The sequence below is a fragment of the Heyndrickxia sp. NPDC080065 genome (assembly GCF_050281185.1).
Classification (GTDB): domain Bacteria; phylum Bacillota; class Bacilli; order Bacillales; family Bacillaceae_C; genus Heyndrickxia.
In genome coordinates this window covers 1-17,075 of the sequence record NZ_JBNNWS010000029.1, presented here as the reverse complement: position 1 = coordinate 17,075, position 17,075 = coordinate 1, and the positions used below count along the sequence as shown (strand labels likewise).

Below are 17,075 nucleotides of genomic sequence, written 5' to 3'. Positions count from 1 at the left end.
AAGGTGAGAATAGGGGAATTTATAAAAAAAGTGGAGACAACGAAGGATACGATTCGTCATTATGAGGAGCTTAATCTACTTAAACCAGTTTGGATAAATGGAAAAAGGCATTATTCTTCAAAGGATTTGAATGATTTCTACGCCATTAGGGAAATGAAATCCATAGGATTGTCTTTGAAAGAAATTCAGGCATTGTTTGAAATAAAATATAATAACGGATGCGGCTCTGAAAAACTAATAGACAGTGTTTTACAAAGACTAGATAAAGAGATTCATCTCATCAATGAAAAAGAGAAGGAACTAAAGAATAAAAAAGAAATGATCAATGAATTAGTGAGAAGCTTGGACAGGGAGACTGGTCCCAGAAATAATTAATGATTTTGTGAAAAAATGTGTTCACTTTGAAAGAATTGCTATAGTAATTCATATTTTACTAAATAATAAAAAAAGAATGGGATTTTGAAAAAAGCATTAGTGAAAGCTCCCAATTTCTGTTTTTGCATCTTAAAAAACTAAGGTGAACCGTACAAGAACTATATGAAGTTTATAGGCAAAATTCGAAATCACTTTCATCTATTAAAAGTCAGTTTTAGCTGGCTTTATTTTTTTGGCTTAAAAAGCTTAGCTGCTTTAACAGTTTCTTACGCACTTTGGATAATGAAGAGTACTTATAAATTCTTCTCTTCTGCCTTCAATCCCTTTTTAAATGAAAGCGAACTAGCCCATTTTAACTATTCGGATTTATTAGGAAATTTTTCCTATTTTTCAAATAATTGAACAGGATACCAGGTTGTCATGATAAAATTAGTAAATGTGGATATATATTGAAAAACAATATTTATTTTACAAAGAAGATATAAATGGGGGAATTTTGATGAAACAGCAAAGAAAGAAACTACAAAAAGGTATAATCATGTCATCGGTTATAGCATGTGGACTTGTATTTGGTTCAATGGGAATCGGAGTAGATGCTAAAGCTGCAACAAATAAAACGCTGCAAACATCTAAATCTGTCAAAGCTACACAAGCATCTGCTACAGTTTCGAAAAAAGGAGTACTAACCTTTCCTAAGAAATTTAGTATGAAAAAAGTGACAAATGAATTAAAACCAGAAGCAGCTAAACTTGTAAAAATCTATGGTGACTCCCTTAATACAGGAGCAACTAAATCTTTTAATTCGTATGTTAACAAACATGTAGCGGAGCATACAAATACTAACTATTTACTGGGCCGCAAATATGTAAGGGACAATTACAGTAAAAAAGTAAAGGGCATGCGAAAAGTCAATTCGAAAAAGACTCTTTCCGCTTATTCTAAGGAACTTAAAAAAGCGAAAACTTCCAAGATAAAAGTTGACAATACATATAAAGGGACAGGATTTGCTACATTTACGTACCAATTTCGACCAGATAACTTTGATGCCTTTGGTACAGTCACAGTTCAATTTAAATTTGACCAATTAAAAAATGGCAAATATGTGTTAGAGGATTTGTATTTTATTTATTAAGAAACTGGATTGATAGTAGGTTGAAAAATTGTGCAGGATTACATTTTTTTGAAAGTCTTAAAGTCCAATATTGCTCATTATTAATCGGAATATGTTAGATTAGAAAAAATAGGAGTGAAGTCATTATTATGATGCAACGAAGAAAGAAACTCAAAAAAGGGACGTTAATTTCTGGAATCATAGCATGTGGCCTTGTATTTGGTTCAATAGGAGTCGGAGTAGAAGCTTCAGCCGCAACAAATAACATGCAGCAAGCATCTAAATCTGTCAGCGTAAAAAAAGCAGCTGCAACTGTATCGAAAAAAGGCATAATGTCTTTTCCGAAAAAATTTAATAAGAAAAATGTTATTAATGAGTTGAAACCAGAAGCGGTTAAACTTATTAAAATGTATGCAGACACTCTTAAAACAGGGAAAACGAAAACATTTGATACTTATGTAGATAAACATATTATGGACGGTAAATCGACAATATTTGTAGGAAGTCGGAAAAACGCAAAAAATTCGTATAAAATTAGCATAAAAAACGATAAGAAATACAACTCGAAGAAAAAAATAGTTGATTATTCAACAGCATTAAAAAAAGTAACAAGTTCCAAATTAGTAATGGAACAGAACTATAGTAAAGATTATGCCGCACATTTTTCTTATGAATATAAACCAAAAGGCTTCTTTATATCTGCTAAAGTTTCATTTTCTTTTATTCAATCGAACGGAAAATATGTACTAACTGCCATAAACTTTTATTAATCTAAAAGAAGTGAATTTTATAGGTTATGTCATTACTTAAAAAGGAAGCTGTGATAAATCACATGGCTTCCTTTTTTCTTGGGACACGGTGTCAGGTCCATTGTCCCAACGTTAAGTTTCCGTGTTCAAATATTCTGTGATCAGTTGATCTAGTTTTTGGAGGTGTTTTTTTTCTATTAATGCTTGGTCTGATTTTAAGGAAAAAAGGGCGCTTTCAATAAGAAATTTGCGTGGATTCTTTGAGTCTAACAATTCTTCTTGTATGAAATCGAGCAACTCAATATATTTTGATTGGTCATGGTCCAGACCCTTTTTCATTTCTGATACAATTTGGTTAAGTTTTTGCTGAAAAACTTGGGCGGTTTTTTGGCAATTCGGTAACCTTCTTTCTAAAGCTTTAGGTTCAATTAATTGGTCACCTGCTTCTGAAACCTCTTCAACGATTTTCACCAAGCGATCCACGCTATAACGGATCACTCGATGGATACTGCAATTTGATTTATGTGCGATCTCATTATATTTAAGGTTATGTTGTAGAATTCCCATAAACATAACTGCACAATCTAACAAATAAGCCTTCTTACTTTCGCCAAAAATGTCAAGGAACCGTTGGTAAAGCCAGTGAACCCATCTCAGTTGAGCTTGTTTAATGAATTCTTTTAGTTCAACATCATTCAACACCATTACTTCTTCGATAAGAACTATTAACTTATTATTCTTATTCGTCTTCATTTGCAATTCAATTTGTTTAATGAAAATCTCAATATCTGCCGGGTCTTGGCCGATCAGCAAGTCATTCCGATCCTTTTCCAGCTTCTCATGAACGGTTTTGAAAATAGCTATTAATAACTCGCTTTTAGATGAAAAATAATTATAAAACGTTCCTTTCGAAATTCCGCTATAATCTATAATTTCCTGAATTGATGTGGCCTGAAAACCTTTATCAATAAATAATTGGTGTGCCTTCTTAACGACATTCTGCTTACGGTCATTCATACAATCACCTTTATCTCGGATTATACCGCTTGTATAAAAATATAGTATCCCATTTTCATTTTTAATACAAACCCAGTAAATGCCTAAAAATTTTTGATTGCAAAAATTGAACTGATGGTATATGATAATGTTTATCTGAAATTTGAGTACAAAAAAATAGACCAGAAGTTTAGGGGGAAAAATAATGGACCATTCCATGAAAACAACTAAACGTCCACCATACGGGATTATTGCTGTCCTGATGATTGGGGCGTTTATTGCACTTTTAAATAATACTTTACTAAATATCGCACTGCCGTCGATCATGAAAGATTTAGATGTGGGACCATCGACTGTACAGTGGCTATCTACTGGATTTATGCTAGTAAACGGGATCTTGATTCCAACTACTGCATTTTTGATTCAAAAATATTCTGTTCGCCGTTTATTCTTATCGGCTATGGCTTTCTTTACGCTTGGGACTATTCTTGCAGGCTTTGCCCATGTATTTCCTTTATTATTAGCTGGACGGATGATTCAAGCTGCAGGTTCAGCAATCATGATGCCTCTGTTAATGAATGTTATGCTGGTGAGCTTCCCAGTGGAAAAAAGAGGAGCTGCAATGGGATTTTTCGGATTAATTATGATGGGAGCACCAGCGATTGGTCCGACTTTATCAGGTTGGCTAGTTGAAACTTATGACTGGAGAATGTTATTCCATGTTATTACACCAATAGCTATTGTCGTTTTCTTACTTGGCTTATTCTTGTTGAAAGACAAGAAGGAAAAAGTGGATATCCGAATTGATATGTTCTCAGTTCTATTATCAAGTATAGGCTTTGGTGGTTTACTTTACGGATTTAGTTCTGCTGGAAGTAAAGGATGGGACAGCCCACAAGTATATGTAACATTAATTGCTGGTGTCGTTTCATTAGCTTGGTTTATTTTACGTCAGTTACACCAAGAAAGACCAATGCTTAATTTCAAAATCTATAAATATCCAATGTATGCATTATCGTCTGTCATTTCCATCGTTGTTACGATGGCTATGTTTTCTGCAATGATGCTTCTGCCTATCTACGTTCAAAACATTCGTGGGATTTCTCCACTGGATGCAGGTTTATTGTTGCTGCCAGGTGCGATTTTGATGGCTATTATGTCACCTATTACAGGAAAATTATTTGATAAAATTGGTGGAAGAATATTAGCGATCATCGGGTTAACGATTACAATAGTAACGACTTATTTTTTCAGCAAATTAACTGTTGATACTACCTATACCCATTTAATTATTTTATACTCCTTGAGGATGTTGGGGATGTCAATGGTAATGATGCCGGTTTCGACAAATGGCTTAAATCAACTGCCAGCACGTTATTATCCTCATGGAACTGCCATGAATAGTACATTGCAGCAAGTATCTGGCGCGATTGGTACGGCATTGTTGGTTACTATCATGTCTAATCGTTCGGAATCACATGCAAAAGAATTAGCTGCTGAAGCAATGAAACATTTAACAGGGCAGCCTACAAAAGCTGAAATGGCTGCAATGAAGCAGGAAATTATGATGAAAGCAACACTAGAAGGAATTAATTTTGCATTCTTAGTGACGGTCTTTATTGCTGCAGTAGCACTGATTCTTGCTTTCTTTATCAAACGTGCAAAACAAGCGGAAGATAAGGATGCACAGCCATCAAGTGAAAAAATGAAGACTAAATTGGTAGAGAATTAAACAAATTTAGCTTTTAATACTAATGAACATAAAATAAAACTCGCCTGAACGGACTTTAGAAGTCCTCGGCGAGTTTTTTTGTATAGATAATTGTTTTGATTGTATCGGATGGTCTTTTAAGTATAGCGATTAACACTTCAGTACAACAACCTCTTTAGTACGTTAAAACCTCATTTATTACTTTTTAACTCACAATAAAGTCAATTGCTTGTTCCCACTTACGATCTCTGTAATTAACCAAATTATTTTAAAAAGGGCACCGTTTATTGGAATATGGAAATGCCTCCCTAAATAAAATGAAAAGTATGAATAAAAATATAAGGGCAGGGGTCAAGGGAATGTTAAAAAATAACGGGGGAAAAAAAGGGAAGTTTAAAAAGAGAATCACATTGATCATGCTTGCTAGTTTAATGGTTTTAGCCGGGTGTTCAGAAAAAACAACAAAGGAAAAAGAGTTAGAGACAAAAATAGGAGAATTACAGAAGCAACTTGAAAAGTCTAAGAAAAAAGAAGAGAAAAAGCTGAATGAAAAAGAGAAACCGAAAGTAGTTAAAGTGGTTGATCCAAATACACAAGAGGTGTTAAAAACATTTTCAACTAAAGAAATGCAATCTGGATCTAATCATGAAAAATTAAATAAAGAAATTGAAAACTGGGTAAAGAGCCTTGCTAGGGGAACGGAAAACAAGGCTGGATACGATCAGAGGATGATTCCAGATAAAATTGGGAAAGATGGTCAGATAATAAAAGGAAAACCTAGAGTGATCTTAGAAGAATCAGAGTTATTGGAAAAAGTGATGAGTGCTTTAGAAGATGGGGGGACTGTAGAGTTACCCCTATATGTAACTGAAAGCGGATATAAGGAGGATGAGGTTCCTCACTTAGGGGAAGTGGTGGTCGCTACGTTTACGACATATTTTAATAAAGGCGTAGCAGGGAGAAACAAAAATATTGAGCTTTCTGCACAGGCTATTAATAATGTTATCGTCGGAGTAAATGACACATTCTCTTTCAATACGACTGTTGGACCGAGTGACGAAGCACATGGATATCAGAAAGCAATGGAAGCTGTAAATGGAAAATTGGTTGAGGGAATTGGAGGTGGCATTTGTCAGACGTCATCTACTTTATTTAATGCGGTAGATAAACTAGCGGTCTCGTATGTAGAGAAGCATCATCATTCCGTGAATGTCGGGTATGTGCCAAAAGGAAGAGATGCAACCGTATCTTATGGTGGAGTGGATTTTCGATTTCAAAATACAACGGGTGTCCCATTACTATTAAAAGCATATACAAATAATGGGTCACTAACCGTAGAGGTAAGAACATCAAAAGCGAATCAAAACCGAATAAAAAGGTGAAAGCGGGACGCGGGGTCGGTTCTGTTGTCCCAGTTACTGGGATAACAGAACCGACCCTTTGTCTCCAGGTTCGTTACATAAACTCTCAACAGGAAAAATAAATGTCCATGGCATGCTGGTTTTTGGCTCTATGATTAGATTTGAGAGTGGAAATTTATGCTTTGCTACTACCTCGTTATTTTCTACGTAGCATAGGTTTTTGTCACGAAATGAAAGGACTTGTGTACCAAAATTATGCACAAGTACTGTCACCAATAATTCCCCCTTATAATTCCGCGCTTGCCATAGAGGTGTTAATTGAATACTATCTTCTTTTGATAAATTTGATCCAAGAAATACTTGATTTATTCGCTTACGGTCTTTATCAGACAACGTCTTATCCCATGACGATTCAAACTTCAGCTTCTGCATCGAATTGCACCCCTTCACCAATGAATAATCCCTATTTTACTATATTGTACATTAAAAAAGCAGCTTCTATTATTTAGCGAGGAAAGAGCCTTGGACATTGAATAAATTTAAGTACGTATTTTTTGTTAATTTAAAAACTTCTTCTATGGGGGCATCGTCTAAGATATAGGTAGGGGGGAACAATGTGGAGGATTTGACGGTTGAAATGCTCGAACTTGAAGATATTGACGAAATAATCGACGAAATTATGAAGAGGTATGGAAAAGAAATATTACAGCTTGTTTATTCTTATGTAAACAATAAAACAATAGCCGAGGATTTAACCCAGGATATATTTGTTAAGTGTTATAAAAACTTACATACATATAATCGAAAATCAAAGTTTAGAACATGGTTGTGGCGAATTGCTATCAATCATTGTAAGGATCATCTAAGAAGTTGGTATAGCAAAAATGTCGTCCCTACAGAGGATAAATCAGTTGAAAATTGGACTCCAAAGGAAACGGTTGAGCAGGCTGTCATTCAAAAAGACGAGGATCAAAGATTGGTTTCTGCAGTTATGAGCTTGCCTTTAAAAAATCGGGAAGTGATCTATCTTTTTTATTTCGAAGAATTGTCTATAAAAGAAATTACTGAATTAATCGGAGTAAAGGAAAACACGATTAAAACAAGACTTAGAAGAGCTAAAAAACTTTTAAAGGAAAGATTGGAGGAATAAAAATGGACGATCGATTAAAAAATCTTCGAAAATCGATGGAGAAAACGGTATTTAATCAATTGGAGTTTACGGGGCAGCATCGGAAAAAGGTTCGAGAAAAAATTTACAAACAATACGAAAGTGAAGAAGATATTTTTTTCGCAGTATTACAGCTTCTCGTCTCTGAAAAAACAGGTTATGAATTAGTTCAGTCTATAAGAGGAAGGGGCATTCAAACATTCGAAGACAACGAAGGTTTTGTATATACCGTATTACACCGTTTAGAACAAACGGGCTGCTTACAATCAAGATGGGACGAACATGAAGCGAAATATTATCAATTAAATAATAAAGGAAGAAGGATATTGCAAAAGGAAGAAAAAAGATTAACCAAAAACCGATTTATATTAAATGAGTTGTTTGAGGGGTGAGGTAAAAATGAAGAACAGAAGAAGCTCCTTTTTAAATGAAGTCACTGAACAAATTCATTCGAAGGAAGCAAAGAAATATGTAACCGACGAACTAAGCTATCATTTAAATGAAGTAAAGAAAGCGTTGATGGGGAAAGGTTTAGCTGAGGATGAGGCCGAAGAAAAGGCGATCGAGCAGATGGGAAATCCACTCATACTTGGTCAACAACTAAACAAGCTTCACCGTCCAAAGGTAGATTGGTTGATGGTAATCCTGCTAACAACAACTTTATGTTTAGGGTTTTTACCACTAATTTCTCTTAGTGAAATGGATGTTAAAAGACTATTAATAATGAAGGTCATTTTTGTCCTTTTCGGTGGTGCGGCAGCATTAGGAATAATGATGATGGATTATAGGAAATGGAAAAAGCAAGGCTGGCTGTTTTACACAATAGGAACGCTTATTCTCTTAATGATAAGATATTTTTCAAACGGGATTCCTACTCTTATAAGGATTGGACCAATAACGATCGAAAACTTAATGGCTATCCCTTTCTTTTTTCTTGCTTGGGCTTCCTTTTTCGATAATAGAAGGTTGAAGGTTTGGCATATTGCGGTGTTGTTTCTACCTTCTGCGTATTTATTTTTCTCTGTACCTAGTATTTCAACAGTCTACATATACATTGTTATGGTATTTGTTATGATGTGGTGGAGCAAATTAAGTAGAAAAAGGATTCTTACAATATCGGCACTAGCGGTGGGTACATGCGTTATTTCTGGGTTAATGTTTTGGCAAGTGCTAAAGATTCATCAGAAAGATAGGATGTTGGCATTTTTTAACCCTGAAAAATATGCAAATTCGGCGGGTTACATGGTATTACGCGCTAAAGAGCTAATATCGAAAGCTGGTTGGTTTGGAAACTTCTCGAATAAAGAAATGATTCCAGATTCCCATACTAATTTTGTTATGGTTAATTTTACTTATTATTATGGTTGGCTTTTTGCCATTGCTCTTTTAATTATACTTTCCCTATTTATTGCGAGAATTGTAGTAGTCATTTCTAGGGTGAAAGATCCATATGGTAAATTACTTCTAATTGGAGCGCTTGCCCTTTATGCAGTCCAGTTGATCAGCAATATAGGAATGATGCTTGGGTTCTTCCCAATAACTACTATGCCTCTTCCGTTTATTAGTTATGGAATGATGCCTATTCTACTTAATGCGATTTTAATAGGTGTAATATTGAGTGTATATCGCAGGAAAGATTTGCTTTCTAGTCATTTAATATTAGATGGGAAGTAGATTAGAAAAAATGTTGCTCATTTCAGTTATCTATAAATGAAATCTTGCATTTTTAAATGGTGAAAGAAACTATTCGTGCGATTCGACTGGGTTTTCGTGCAGTTCAGTTCGAAATTCACGCAGTTCGGATCATAATTCGTGCGGATTCGACGAAAATTCGTGCGGTTAGAACACGAAATTGTTTTTGTATAAAAGCAATAAGGGATTGAAACAGGTTTTCTAACATGCTAATATAATATCAAAATAATATTTCCTTTAATACGGTCCAGAGAGGCCGAAAAGGGTGGCTAGGTAGTTTGTATTTTTCTATCTTTGTATATTCATGCCCTTCTGTCCTCTGTGACAGAAGGGCATTTGTTTTTTTAAAACATAAGAAAGTATAAAATTTACTAAGAATATTAGGCATGAAAAGTGTCTGTTGTGTCTAGCTCCAGCGCCTATCGGCTAGCGGATTTCTCCGTCTTCTCCCTACGATAAGTCAACATCGACTCGTCCCTCGTCGTGTCTCCTTTATTTCAGTCGAAGACTACGAAATCCGTACGTCGATGAGCAAGGCGCTTGCGCTTTTCTTTTGTAAGAGACATTAACTCTTTTAAACAAAGTCCTGTGAGACTTGAAAAGAGAATGGAATAGCTTTATATCCATTCCTTCAAAGCTTGAGGAGCTTTTACTACAAGGAAAATAACGGAGGGTGGAAAAATGAATTATCGTAATAAAACTGTTGTAGCATCTGTAGCAGGTTTAACGTTAGAGGGCATGGATATCATGTTTATCTCATTTGCCATGTCGATGATCATCTCGGAGTTTCACATTGACTTAGCAACTGGTGGTCTTATTTCTTCAATTACTAATATCGGGATGCTTGTTGGAGGAATCATTTTCGGCATTTTGGCAGATAAATTTGGTCGGGTACGGATTTTTACTTATACAATCTTTTTGTTCGCAATAGGTACAGCTTTAACAGGATTTGCAACGAATATTGAGCAAGTTTATGTGTTCAGATTTATAGCAGGGCTTGGTGCCGGTGGAGAATATGGAATTGGTATGGCACTTGTTGCAGAGGCATGGCCAAAGAATAAACAAGGAAGAGCTTCTTCCTATGTAAGTATTGGTGCTCAATTTGGTGTGATTCTCGCAGCATTGCTAAGTGCCATAATTTTACCTACCTTAGGGTGGAGAGGTTTGTTTTTCATCGGTGTAATTCCAGTTATCTTTGCCTATATTGTAAGAAAAAACTTAGATGAATCTCCAGAGTGGGTTACTGCGAATAAAGAGAAAAAGGCTTTAGCTAAAAAGGAAAAGGGTAAGCTTTTACAACTATTTAGAACTCCTAGAATAGCTATGACAACTATTTCTTTAGCTGTTATGGCGACAGTACAAATAGCTGGGTATAATGGTCTGATGATTTGGCTACCATCTATGCTGCAAAAATCACAAGGCTTATCCGTTTCAAGCTCAGCACTTTGGACAATCAGTACAGCGGTCGGAATGATTGTTGGAATGCTGACCTTTGGACAGTTCATGGATCGTTTTGGTGCAAAAGTTTCTTTTGGAATCTTTCTTCTTGCATCTGCATCAGCTGTATTTTTATATTCCTTTGCACAAGGCAGTGTAGGAGTGCTGTTAGGGGGAGCGATTGTAGGCTTCTTTTCAAATGGGATGTTTGCCGGGTATGGAGCCTTAATTAGCAGCTTTTATCCGGTTCAAATTCGAAGTACCGCAACCAATACAATTTTTAACTTTGGTAGAGCGGTTGGAGGTCTATCACCAATCTTAGTTGGATATATTCTGCAAAACTATGATATGACAATGGCAATGACCTATTTAGCAATCTTATATTGTCTATCTTTCCTTGTCATGCTTAGTCTTAAGAATAGTAAATCGGTAGCTTAAGCTTATTGATGATAGGTAAAATGTTAGATAGATTACAGAAACAAAATCCACTGTGGATACCTAAGTCCACAGTGGATTTTGTTTTTGTTTTCGAAATTGAACGATAAAGAAGTGAAGTATAGTATCTTTCAGATTACAAATAGCGATTGTGGTGAAAATTTTAGGTCAAATGGTAAACAAGGCTATTTCACTCGAGCAAAGGAAGTAATAAATTACTGGATAAGCAAACTAAATTAATCTAATTTAGCGTTGAAATAGAGCTTGCAACAATGCAGGCTTTTATTATTGAAATTTTAAATTGATAATAATGGGTTAATTAAAACACATTTTTTAAAACTTTTTCCGTTATACATTGTCTAATATAGGAACCATCAAGAGGGGAGGTTTGGCATTGGAGGATACGAATCAAGTATTGAGGGCTATTAATGGAGATGATGAGGCATTTCTATCGGTTATTCATACTCATAAATTAGCTTTATATAAAACGGCGCTTGCCTATTTGAAAAATGAGGAAGAGGCAATTGAGGCAATTCAAGAAGTGACATTTCGTGCCTATCGCAACATACATGAATTGAGAAAACCTGCTTATGTAAAGACCTGGCTCATTCGAATTATGATTAATTATTGTCAAAATCATTTAAAGAAAAGTAGAAGAACACTTTATAATGATGATTTGCTTTTACGACAGGGAAAGAGTGATGATTACACATATATCGAGCTAGAAGAAGCGATGTCTAAGCTTGATGACGATCTATGCGAACTATTATATTTAAAATATTTTCATGGATTAAAAATTAAAGACATTGCGGTGATGTGGAAATGCCCCGAAGGTACGATAAAGACACGGTTACGTAATGCCTTACGATTGTTACGCAGCATGCTTGAGGAAAAAGGAGGGAAACGCAGTGTTTGAAAAGGAAGAGAAAAAAATAGCAGATTGGCAAGAGAAATACGAGCATATCGATATACCTATGGATAAAATTGATCGAGCGATACATCTTGGATTTGAAGAAGGAAAGTCAGCAGGAAGGATCATGAAACGTAAAAGGAAGGTTTGGATATGGCCGAGTATCGCAGTAGCTGTTCTTTTTCTTGGTCTTTTAACATGTATTCGAGTGTCACCAACATTTGCAACCTACATCTCCTCCATTCCTGGAATGGAAAAAATTGTGGAACTTATTCGGGATAATAAGGGTTTACTTGCTGCTGTTGAAAATAACTACGCTCAAGAAATAGGGGTTTCACAAGAGAAAAATGGAATGAAGCTTACGATAAATTCTGTGATTGCAGATGAACAAGGAATCGTCATTTTTTATACCATTAATACGAAGGAAAAACAAAAGAGACTACAGGTGGAAAATGTTGATCTTCGAACGATTGATGGCAAAAAATTACCTGAAGGATACTCATCTTTCGGATCCCCTGCAGAAAACGATATAAAGTCTTATACCGACTCCATTGAATATTTCTTTAAAAAGCCGATAAAACAACAAGATTTTAAATTAAATATGAAAGTAAAGACTTCGGAGCGTTCAGAGAGTTTTTCCATGAAGTTTTCAATTAATAGGCAAGAAAAAACGTCCCAAATATATGAATTAAATAAGACAGTCGAGATGGGAGGTCAAAAAATTAAGGTGAAAAAGGTGACAATCTATCCATTACGTGTAGCGGTACATCTAGAATTGAATCCGAACAATACAAAGAAAATTCTTGATTTCCAAGATCTAAGACTTGTAGACCAAAATGGAGAAGTATGGTCTAAAATAATTAATGGAGTGAGTGGTAGGGATATTAGTGATTCAGAGAGTATTATTTATCTTCAAAGCAACTATTTTAGTAAACCAAAAGAATTGTACCTTGTAATGAATAAGATTCAAGCTATTGATAAGGATGAATCGTATGTTCTTGTGGATACAGAGAAACAGCAAATTTTAAAACAACCAAAGGGTAATATACTTTCAATCCTAGAATTATCTGGATCAAACCTAATTTTCACTTTAAATACTAAGAAGAAATTTAACTATGACATTTTTGGTTTAATCAATGATGCGAAAGGAAACAAATTTTATAGTGAGAGATCATTTATAGAGGATTTAGATGAAAACAAGAAAAAGTTTGGATTGGGTCTTCCTTCAAAAAACTATACAAATCCTTTAAAAATAGAACTTAATTACTATCCTTCTTGGATTGAGGGAAATATTAAGTTAAGGGTGAAGTAACTAATAAGATTAATGCAAATAATTTTTAACCTTCCTCACACAAAAAAATAGTGGTGCAGGAAGGTTATTTTATGATTTTTATGATTACGTTAATATTTTTAAAAAATTTACAATCCACCATTGCAATAAAGAATATAGTGTGTTAATATTCAAATTGTACTAAATGACCGAATTAACCAAACAGTCAACCAAGGCGGGATCGAGGTGAATGGAATGGCGATTGACAGGAAGCAGCTAATAATTCACGCAGCAACTAAATCTTTTTCTTTCTTCGGTTACAAAGCAACAACTATGGATCAAGTTGCTAAGTTAGCGAATGTGGGAAAAGGAACAATCTATACTTTTTTCAAAAATAAAGAAGAACTATTTGATGAAATCATTATGTCCCTTATTAAAGAAATGAAAAATGCTGCAGAAGCGACTATTGATGAAAATCTACCTTTTTATGAAAATGCAAACCATGTTCTTTATAAATTATTGGAATTTAGAAAGGAACATCAATTAACGATCAAACTTTTTCAAGAAGAAAGGGAAATAGGAACACGTGAAGTATTAGAAGTTATGCAAAGGCTGGAATTTGAAATTATTTCATATATTAAAGGAATTATTCAAAAAGCAATTGATAAAGATGAGATTAAACCTTGTAATCCAGAAATAACAGCCTTTATTATGCTGAAATTGTATGTTTCTCTTATTTTTGATTGGGAACAAAGCCACAAGCCTTTGGGTAAGGATGAAATTTTTCAAATGTTTGAGTTATACTTGTTAAAAGGATTATCTAAGTGATAGCGGGCTATTGTTTTTAACAAAATGAATATAAGGTTATATATATTTTTTTGAATTAAAATGACCGATTGAATAATGTGGTCAAATTGTAGGGGGTTGATTAAATGAAGAATTCACTGTTTTTGGCTGAATGGAAACAGATCTTCAGTAATAAGAAAGTTCTCATTCCGATCATTGCTGTTATTTGTGTCCCGATTTTATACGCGGGGATGTTTCTATGGGCATTTTGGGATCCATATGATCATTTGAAAGATTTACCAGTAGCAGTTGTAAATCAAGATCAAGGTGCACATTATGAAGGTGAAGATTTAGATTTAGGGAATAAACTCGTTGATAAGTTAAAGGAAAATGATGAATTTCAATTTCATTTCGTTTCGAAAAAAGATGGATATAAAGATTTAAAAAACGAAAAATATTATATGTTAATTGAAATACCGGAAAATTTTTCGGAAAATGCAACAACATTATTAGATAACAAACCTAAAAAGCTTCAACTGAAATATGTTCCAAATGAAGGGTACAACTTTCTTTCCTCCCAAATAGGGGAAACAGCAATGAAGGAAATTAAAAGTGCAGTTTCTAAAGAAGTAACAGCTACATATGCTGAGACTATGTTTGATAAGGTAAAAGAAATGGCAGATGGTCTAGGCCAAGCAAGTAACGGTGCAGGTGAATTAAATGAAGGAGCCATTAAGCTTAAAGATGGTTCTAAAACTCTAAAGGATAACCTAGAAGTATTAGCATCCAAATCAATAGAGTTTAATGAAGGTGTTAACAAAGCACAATCAGGTATGGGTGATTTAGCAAAAGGTTCAGGAGACCTAGCGAATGGTGTCAATCAATTATCAGATGGTAGCGGTAAGCTTTTAGATGCATCAAAGGATGTACAAAAGGGATCTCAACAATTAGCAGATGGAATTTCTCAAGCGAATCAAGGACTTCAGGAAATGGATAAAAAACTCCCTGAACTAGTTTCTGGAACAAAACAGGTGAAAGATGGAATAAAACAATTTCAAAATGAATTACCACCGCAAATGGCTAAAGCTATAGGTAGTCAGATTCAAAATAGTACAGGTCAAATGACTGCAGGGCTAGACCAATTGCAATCACAGTTAAGCGTCCAATTATCAGCTGGATTGGCTGACCAAATGACAAATCAGCAAACAGCACAATTGACGCAAATTTTTGAAGCGATGAAAGATGCCAATGTTAATCCAGAAATCATCAAAGCGATTCAACAAAAAGTAAAAGAAAACTCGCCTACTAAAGATGATTTGCAAAAACAATTGCAGCAAGGGATTGGTTCCGGCCTTAATAGTGGCTTTACACAATATAAATCAGCAGTAAATGAACAATTAACCGGTTCAACCGGCCAATTAGAAAAACAAATTAAGGCAGCAGTAGATCCTACTTTTAATAAACTATTTAGTGGACTTCAAACGATTAACGACAATCAAGCTATATTACAAAGTGGAGTTCATCAACTGGCAACTGGCTCTAAAGAGCTTAATGCAGGAGCTCTTAAGTTGAATCAGGGACAAACACAATATGTTGAAAGCTTAGCGTTCTTTAATAATAAAATAAATGAAGCGAATGCAGGAGCGAATAAATTAGTCTCTGGTGCAAATCAATTAAATAGCGGTATGAAAGAATTATCCGATGGTTCGGTGAAAATCAGTGATGGAACTCACCAACTTGCGGATGGTGCAAAATCATTAGCAGATGGTACAGTCAAAGTTGAAGATGGAACAAAGGAATTGAAAGATAAGCTTGGAGAAGCAGCGGATCAAGCAAGCTCTGTTCATGCTAATAGTGACACATATGATATGATGGGTGAACCTGTGAAAGTAGATAAAAAAGAAATCAATAAAGTACCAAACTATGGTACCGGATTCGCTCCATACTTTTTATCATTAGGATTATTTGTGGGGGCACTGTTAATTTCTATTGTATACCAATTGAAAGAGCCTTCTATTCGACCAAGAAATGGTTTTACATGGTTTATGAGTAAATTTGGTGTAATTGCTTTAGTAGGTGTAATTCAAGCTCTACTAGCAGATGCTATACTAATAGGTGGATTAGGGATTGAAGTGAAAAGTGTTCCGTTGTTCATCGTAACATCAATTATAATCAGTCTTACATTTATGTCCTTGATTCAATTCTTTGTAACCATACTAGGTGATCCTGGTCGTTTTATTGCCATAGTCATTTTAATTATGCAACTAACAACCAGTGCAGGAACATTCCCGCTTGAATTGATTCCAAAAGCATTACAACCGATCAATGCTGCACTCCCTATGACTTACACTGTTCAAGCACTAAAAGCAGTAATATCAAGTGGAGACTTCTCATTCATGTGGCATAATATCGGGATTCTAATTGCTTACATTATTGGATTTGCGATTCTTACTACCGTGTTTTTTGTGTATAAGCATAAAAGTAATCGTGATATAATGAAGGAAGAAACAGTAACTATATAATTGTGTATCTAAAGAAATAGAAAAAGGAAAGTCATTGTTTTTGGATGAGCAGATGGCTTTCCTTTTTTGTTTCTATCAGATAAAAAGTTTTAGTAAAATATCTATTGACTTATATGAAATAAAATAGTAACATAATAACTCTCTCTATGAGAGGTCAATAAAAAACATACATTTCATTTTGAAAAACTTAAATGAGTTTGGTAGATTGAATGAATGTTGCTTATGAAAAAAATATTTTAAAATAATGATTGACGAATTAAAAATGACATGTTATGATATATCTTGTCGTTAAGATAGTTCTTTGAAAACTAAACAAAACAGAAACGTCAACGTTAATTCTATTAGTCTTTTTAAAAAGACAATTTATGAGCAAGTCAAACATCTTTTTGGAGAGTTTGATCCTGGCTCAGGACGAACGCTGGCGGCGTGCCTAATACATGCAAGTCGAGCGAATCTAATGGGAGCTTGCTCCCTGAAGATTAGCGGCGGACGGGTGAGTAACACGTGGGTAACCTGCCTGTAAGACTGGGATAACTCCGGGAAACCGGGGCT

General features: G+C 34.7%; 15 protein-coding genes and 1 rRNA gene. 14 read left to right on the top strand and 2 right to left on the bottom strand.

Annotation, left to right across the window (positions count from 1 at the left end):
- Window positions 1-3: 3 nt before the first annotated feature.
- The 3 genes from ACQKP0_RS23785 (at window position 4) to ACQKP0_RS23775 (ending at window position 2,256) form a co-directional block, all read left to right on the top strand.
- Window positions 4-375 carry a MerR family transcriptional regulator gene (locus ACQKP0_RS23785; RefSeq protein ID WP_427408292.1) on the top strand — a complete coding sequence of 124 codons (372 nt, stop codon included), beginning with the start codon at window positions 4-6 and terminating at the stop codon, window positions 373-375.
- A 499-nt stretch (window positions 376-874) separates the two neighbouring features.
- Window positions 875-1,507 carry a hypothetical protein gene (locus ACQKP0_RS23780; protein ID WP_427408291.1) on the top strand — a complete coding sequence of 211 codons (633 nt, stop codon included), beginning with the start codon at window positions 875-877 and terminating at the stop codon, window positions 1,505-1,507.
- Window positions 1,508-1,635: 128 nt separating this feature from the next.
- Entirely contained in the window at window positions 1,636-2,256 is a 621-nt protein-coding gene (locus tag ACQKP0_RS23775; protein ID WP_427408290.1) for a hypothetical protein, read from the top strand.
- Between the two features lie 111 nt (window positions 2,257-2,367).
- On the opposite strand, the gene ACQKP0_RS23770 is transcribed toward ACQKP0_RS23775, so the two are convergent.
- A complete protein-coding gene (locus tag ACQKP0_RS23770; RefSeq protein WP_427408289.1) occupies window positions 2,368-3,252 on the bottom strand; it encodes a TetR/AcrR family transcriptional regulator in 885 nt (294 codons plus the stop codon).
- 184 nt (window positions 3,253-3,436) lie between these two features.
- Between ACQKP0_RS23770 and ACQKP0_RS23765 the strand changes: the two genes are divergently transcribed.
- Together ACQKP0_RS23765 and ACQKP0_RS23760 are read left to right on the top strand one after the other, a co-directional pair.
- Complete coding sequence (locus ACQKP0_RS23765; protein WP_427408288.1) at window positions 3,437-4,963, top strand: DHA2 family efflux MFS transporter permease subunit; 1,527 nt, start codon at window positions 3,437-3,439, stop codon at window positions 4,961-4,963.
- A 338-nt stretch (window positions 4,964-5,301) separates the two neighbouring features.
- On the top strand, window positions 5,302-6,324 hold the full coding sequence (locus ACQKP0_RS23760) for a VanW family protein (protein ID WP_427408287.1): 1,023 nt from the start codon (window positions 5,302-5,304) through the stop codon (window positions 6,322-6,324).
- Between the two features lie 33 nt (window positions 6,325-6,357).
- On the opposite strand, the gene ACQKP0_RS23755 is transcribed toward ACQKP0_RS23760, so the two are convergent.
- A complete protein-coding gene (locus ACQKP0_RS23755) occupies window positions 6,358-6,735 on the bottom strand; it encodes an SLAP domain-containing protein (protein WP_427408286.1) in 378 nt (125 codons plus the stop codon).
- A 184-nt stretch (window positions 6,736-6,919) separates the two neighbouring features.
- On the opposite strand from ACQKP0_RS23755, the gene ACQKP0_RS23750 reads away from it, so the two are divergent.
- The 9 genes from ACQKP0_RS23750 to ACQKP0_RS23710 all read left to right on the top strand — a co-directional run.
- The gene (locus tag ACQKP0_RS23750; RefSeq protein ID WP_427408285.1) at window positions 6,920-7,453 is read left to right on the top strand and encodes a sigma-70 family RNA polymerase sigma factor; all 534 of its coding nucleotides are present in this window, start codon (window positions 6,920-6,922) and stop codon (window positions 7,451-7,453) included.
- A 2-nt stretch (window positions 7,454-7,455) separates the two neighbouring features.
- Complete coding sequence (locus ACQKP0_RS23745) at window positions 7,456-7,863, top strand: PadR family transcriptional regulator (RefSeq protein WP_427408284.1); 408 nt, start codon at window positions 7,456-7,458, stop codon at window positions 7,861-7,863.
- 7 nt (window positions 7,864-7,870) lie between these two features.
- On the top strand, window positions 7,871-9,145 hold the full coding sequence (locus ACQKP0_RS23740) for an FtsW/RodA/SpoVE family cell cycle protein (RefSeq protein ID WP_427408283.1): 1,275 nt from the start codon (window positions 7,871-7,873) through the stop codon (window positions 9,143-9,145).
- A gap of 699 nt (window positions 9,146-9,844) precedes the next feature.
- A complete protein-coding gene (locus ACQKP0_RS23735; protein WP_427408282.1) occupies window positions 9,845-11,038 on the top strand; it encodes an MFS transporter in 1,194 nt (397 codons plus the stop codon).
- 391 nt (window positions 11,039-11,429) lie between these two features.
- Window positions 11,430-11,951, top strand: a complete 522-nt coding sequence (locus tag ACQKP0_RS23730; RefSeq protein ID WP_427408281.1) for a sigma-70 family RNA polymerase sigma factor — start codon at window positions 11,430-11,432, stop codon at window positions 11,949-11,951.
- A complete protein-coding gene (locus ACQKP0_RS23725) occupies window positions 11,944-13,257 on the top strand; it encodes a DUF4179 domain-containing protein (protein ID WP_427408280.1) in 1,314 nt (437 codons plus the stop codon). The genes ACQKP0_RS23730 and ACQKP0_RS23725 overlap by 8 nt, the downstream gene beginning before the upstream one ends.
- A gap of 213 nt (window positions 13,258-13,470) precedes the next feature.
- Window positions 13,471-14,043 carry a TetR/AcrR family transcriptional regulator gene (locus tag ACQKP0_RS23720; protein WP_427408279.1) on the top strand — a complete coding sequence of 191 codons (573 nt, stop codon included), beginning with the start codon at window positions 13,471-13,473 and terminating at the stop codon, window positions 14,041-14,043.
- 104 nt (window positions 14,044-14,147) lie between these two features.
- A complete protein-coding gene (locus ACQKP0_RS23715; protein WP_427408278.1) occupies window positions 14,148-16,523 on the top strand; it encodes a YhgE/Pip family protein in 2,376 nt (791 codons plus the stop codon).
- A gap of 383 nt (window positions 16,524-16,906) precedes the next feature.
- Window positions 16,907-17,075, top strand: a 16S ribosomal RNA gene (locus ACQKP0_RS23710); the annotation flags it as partial.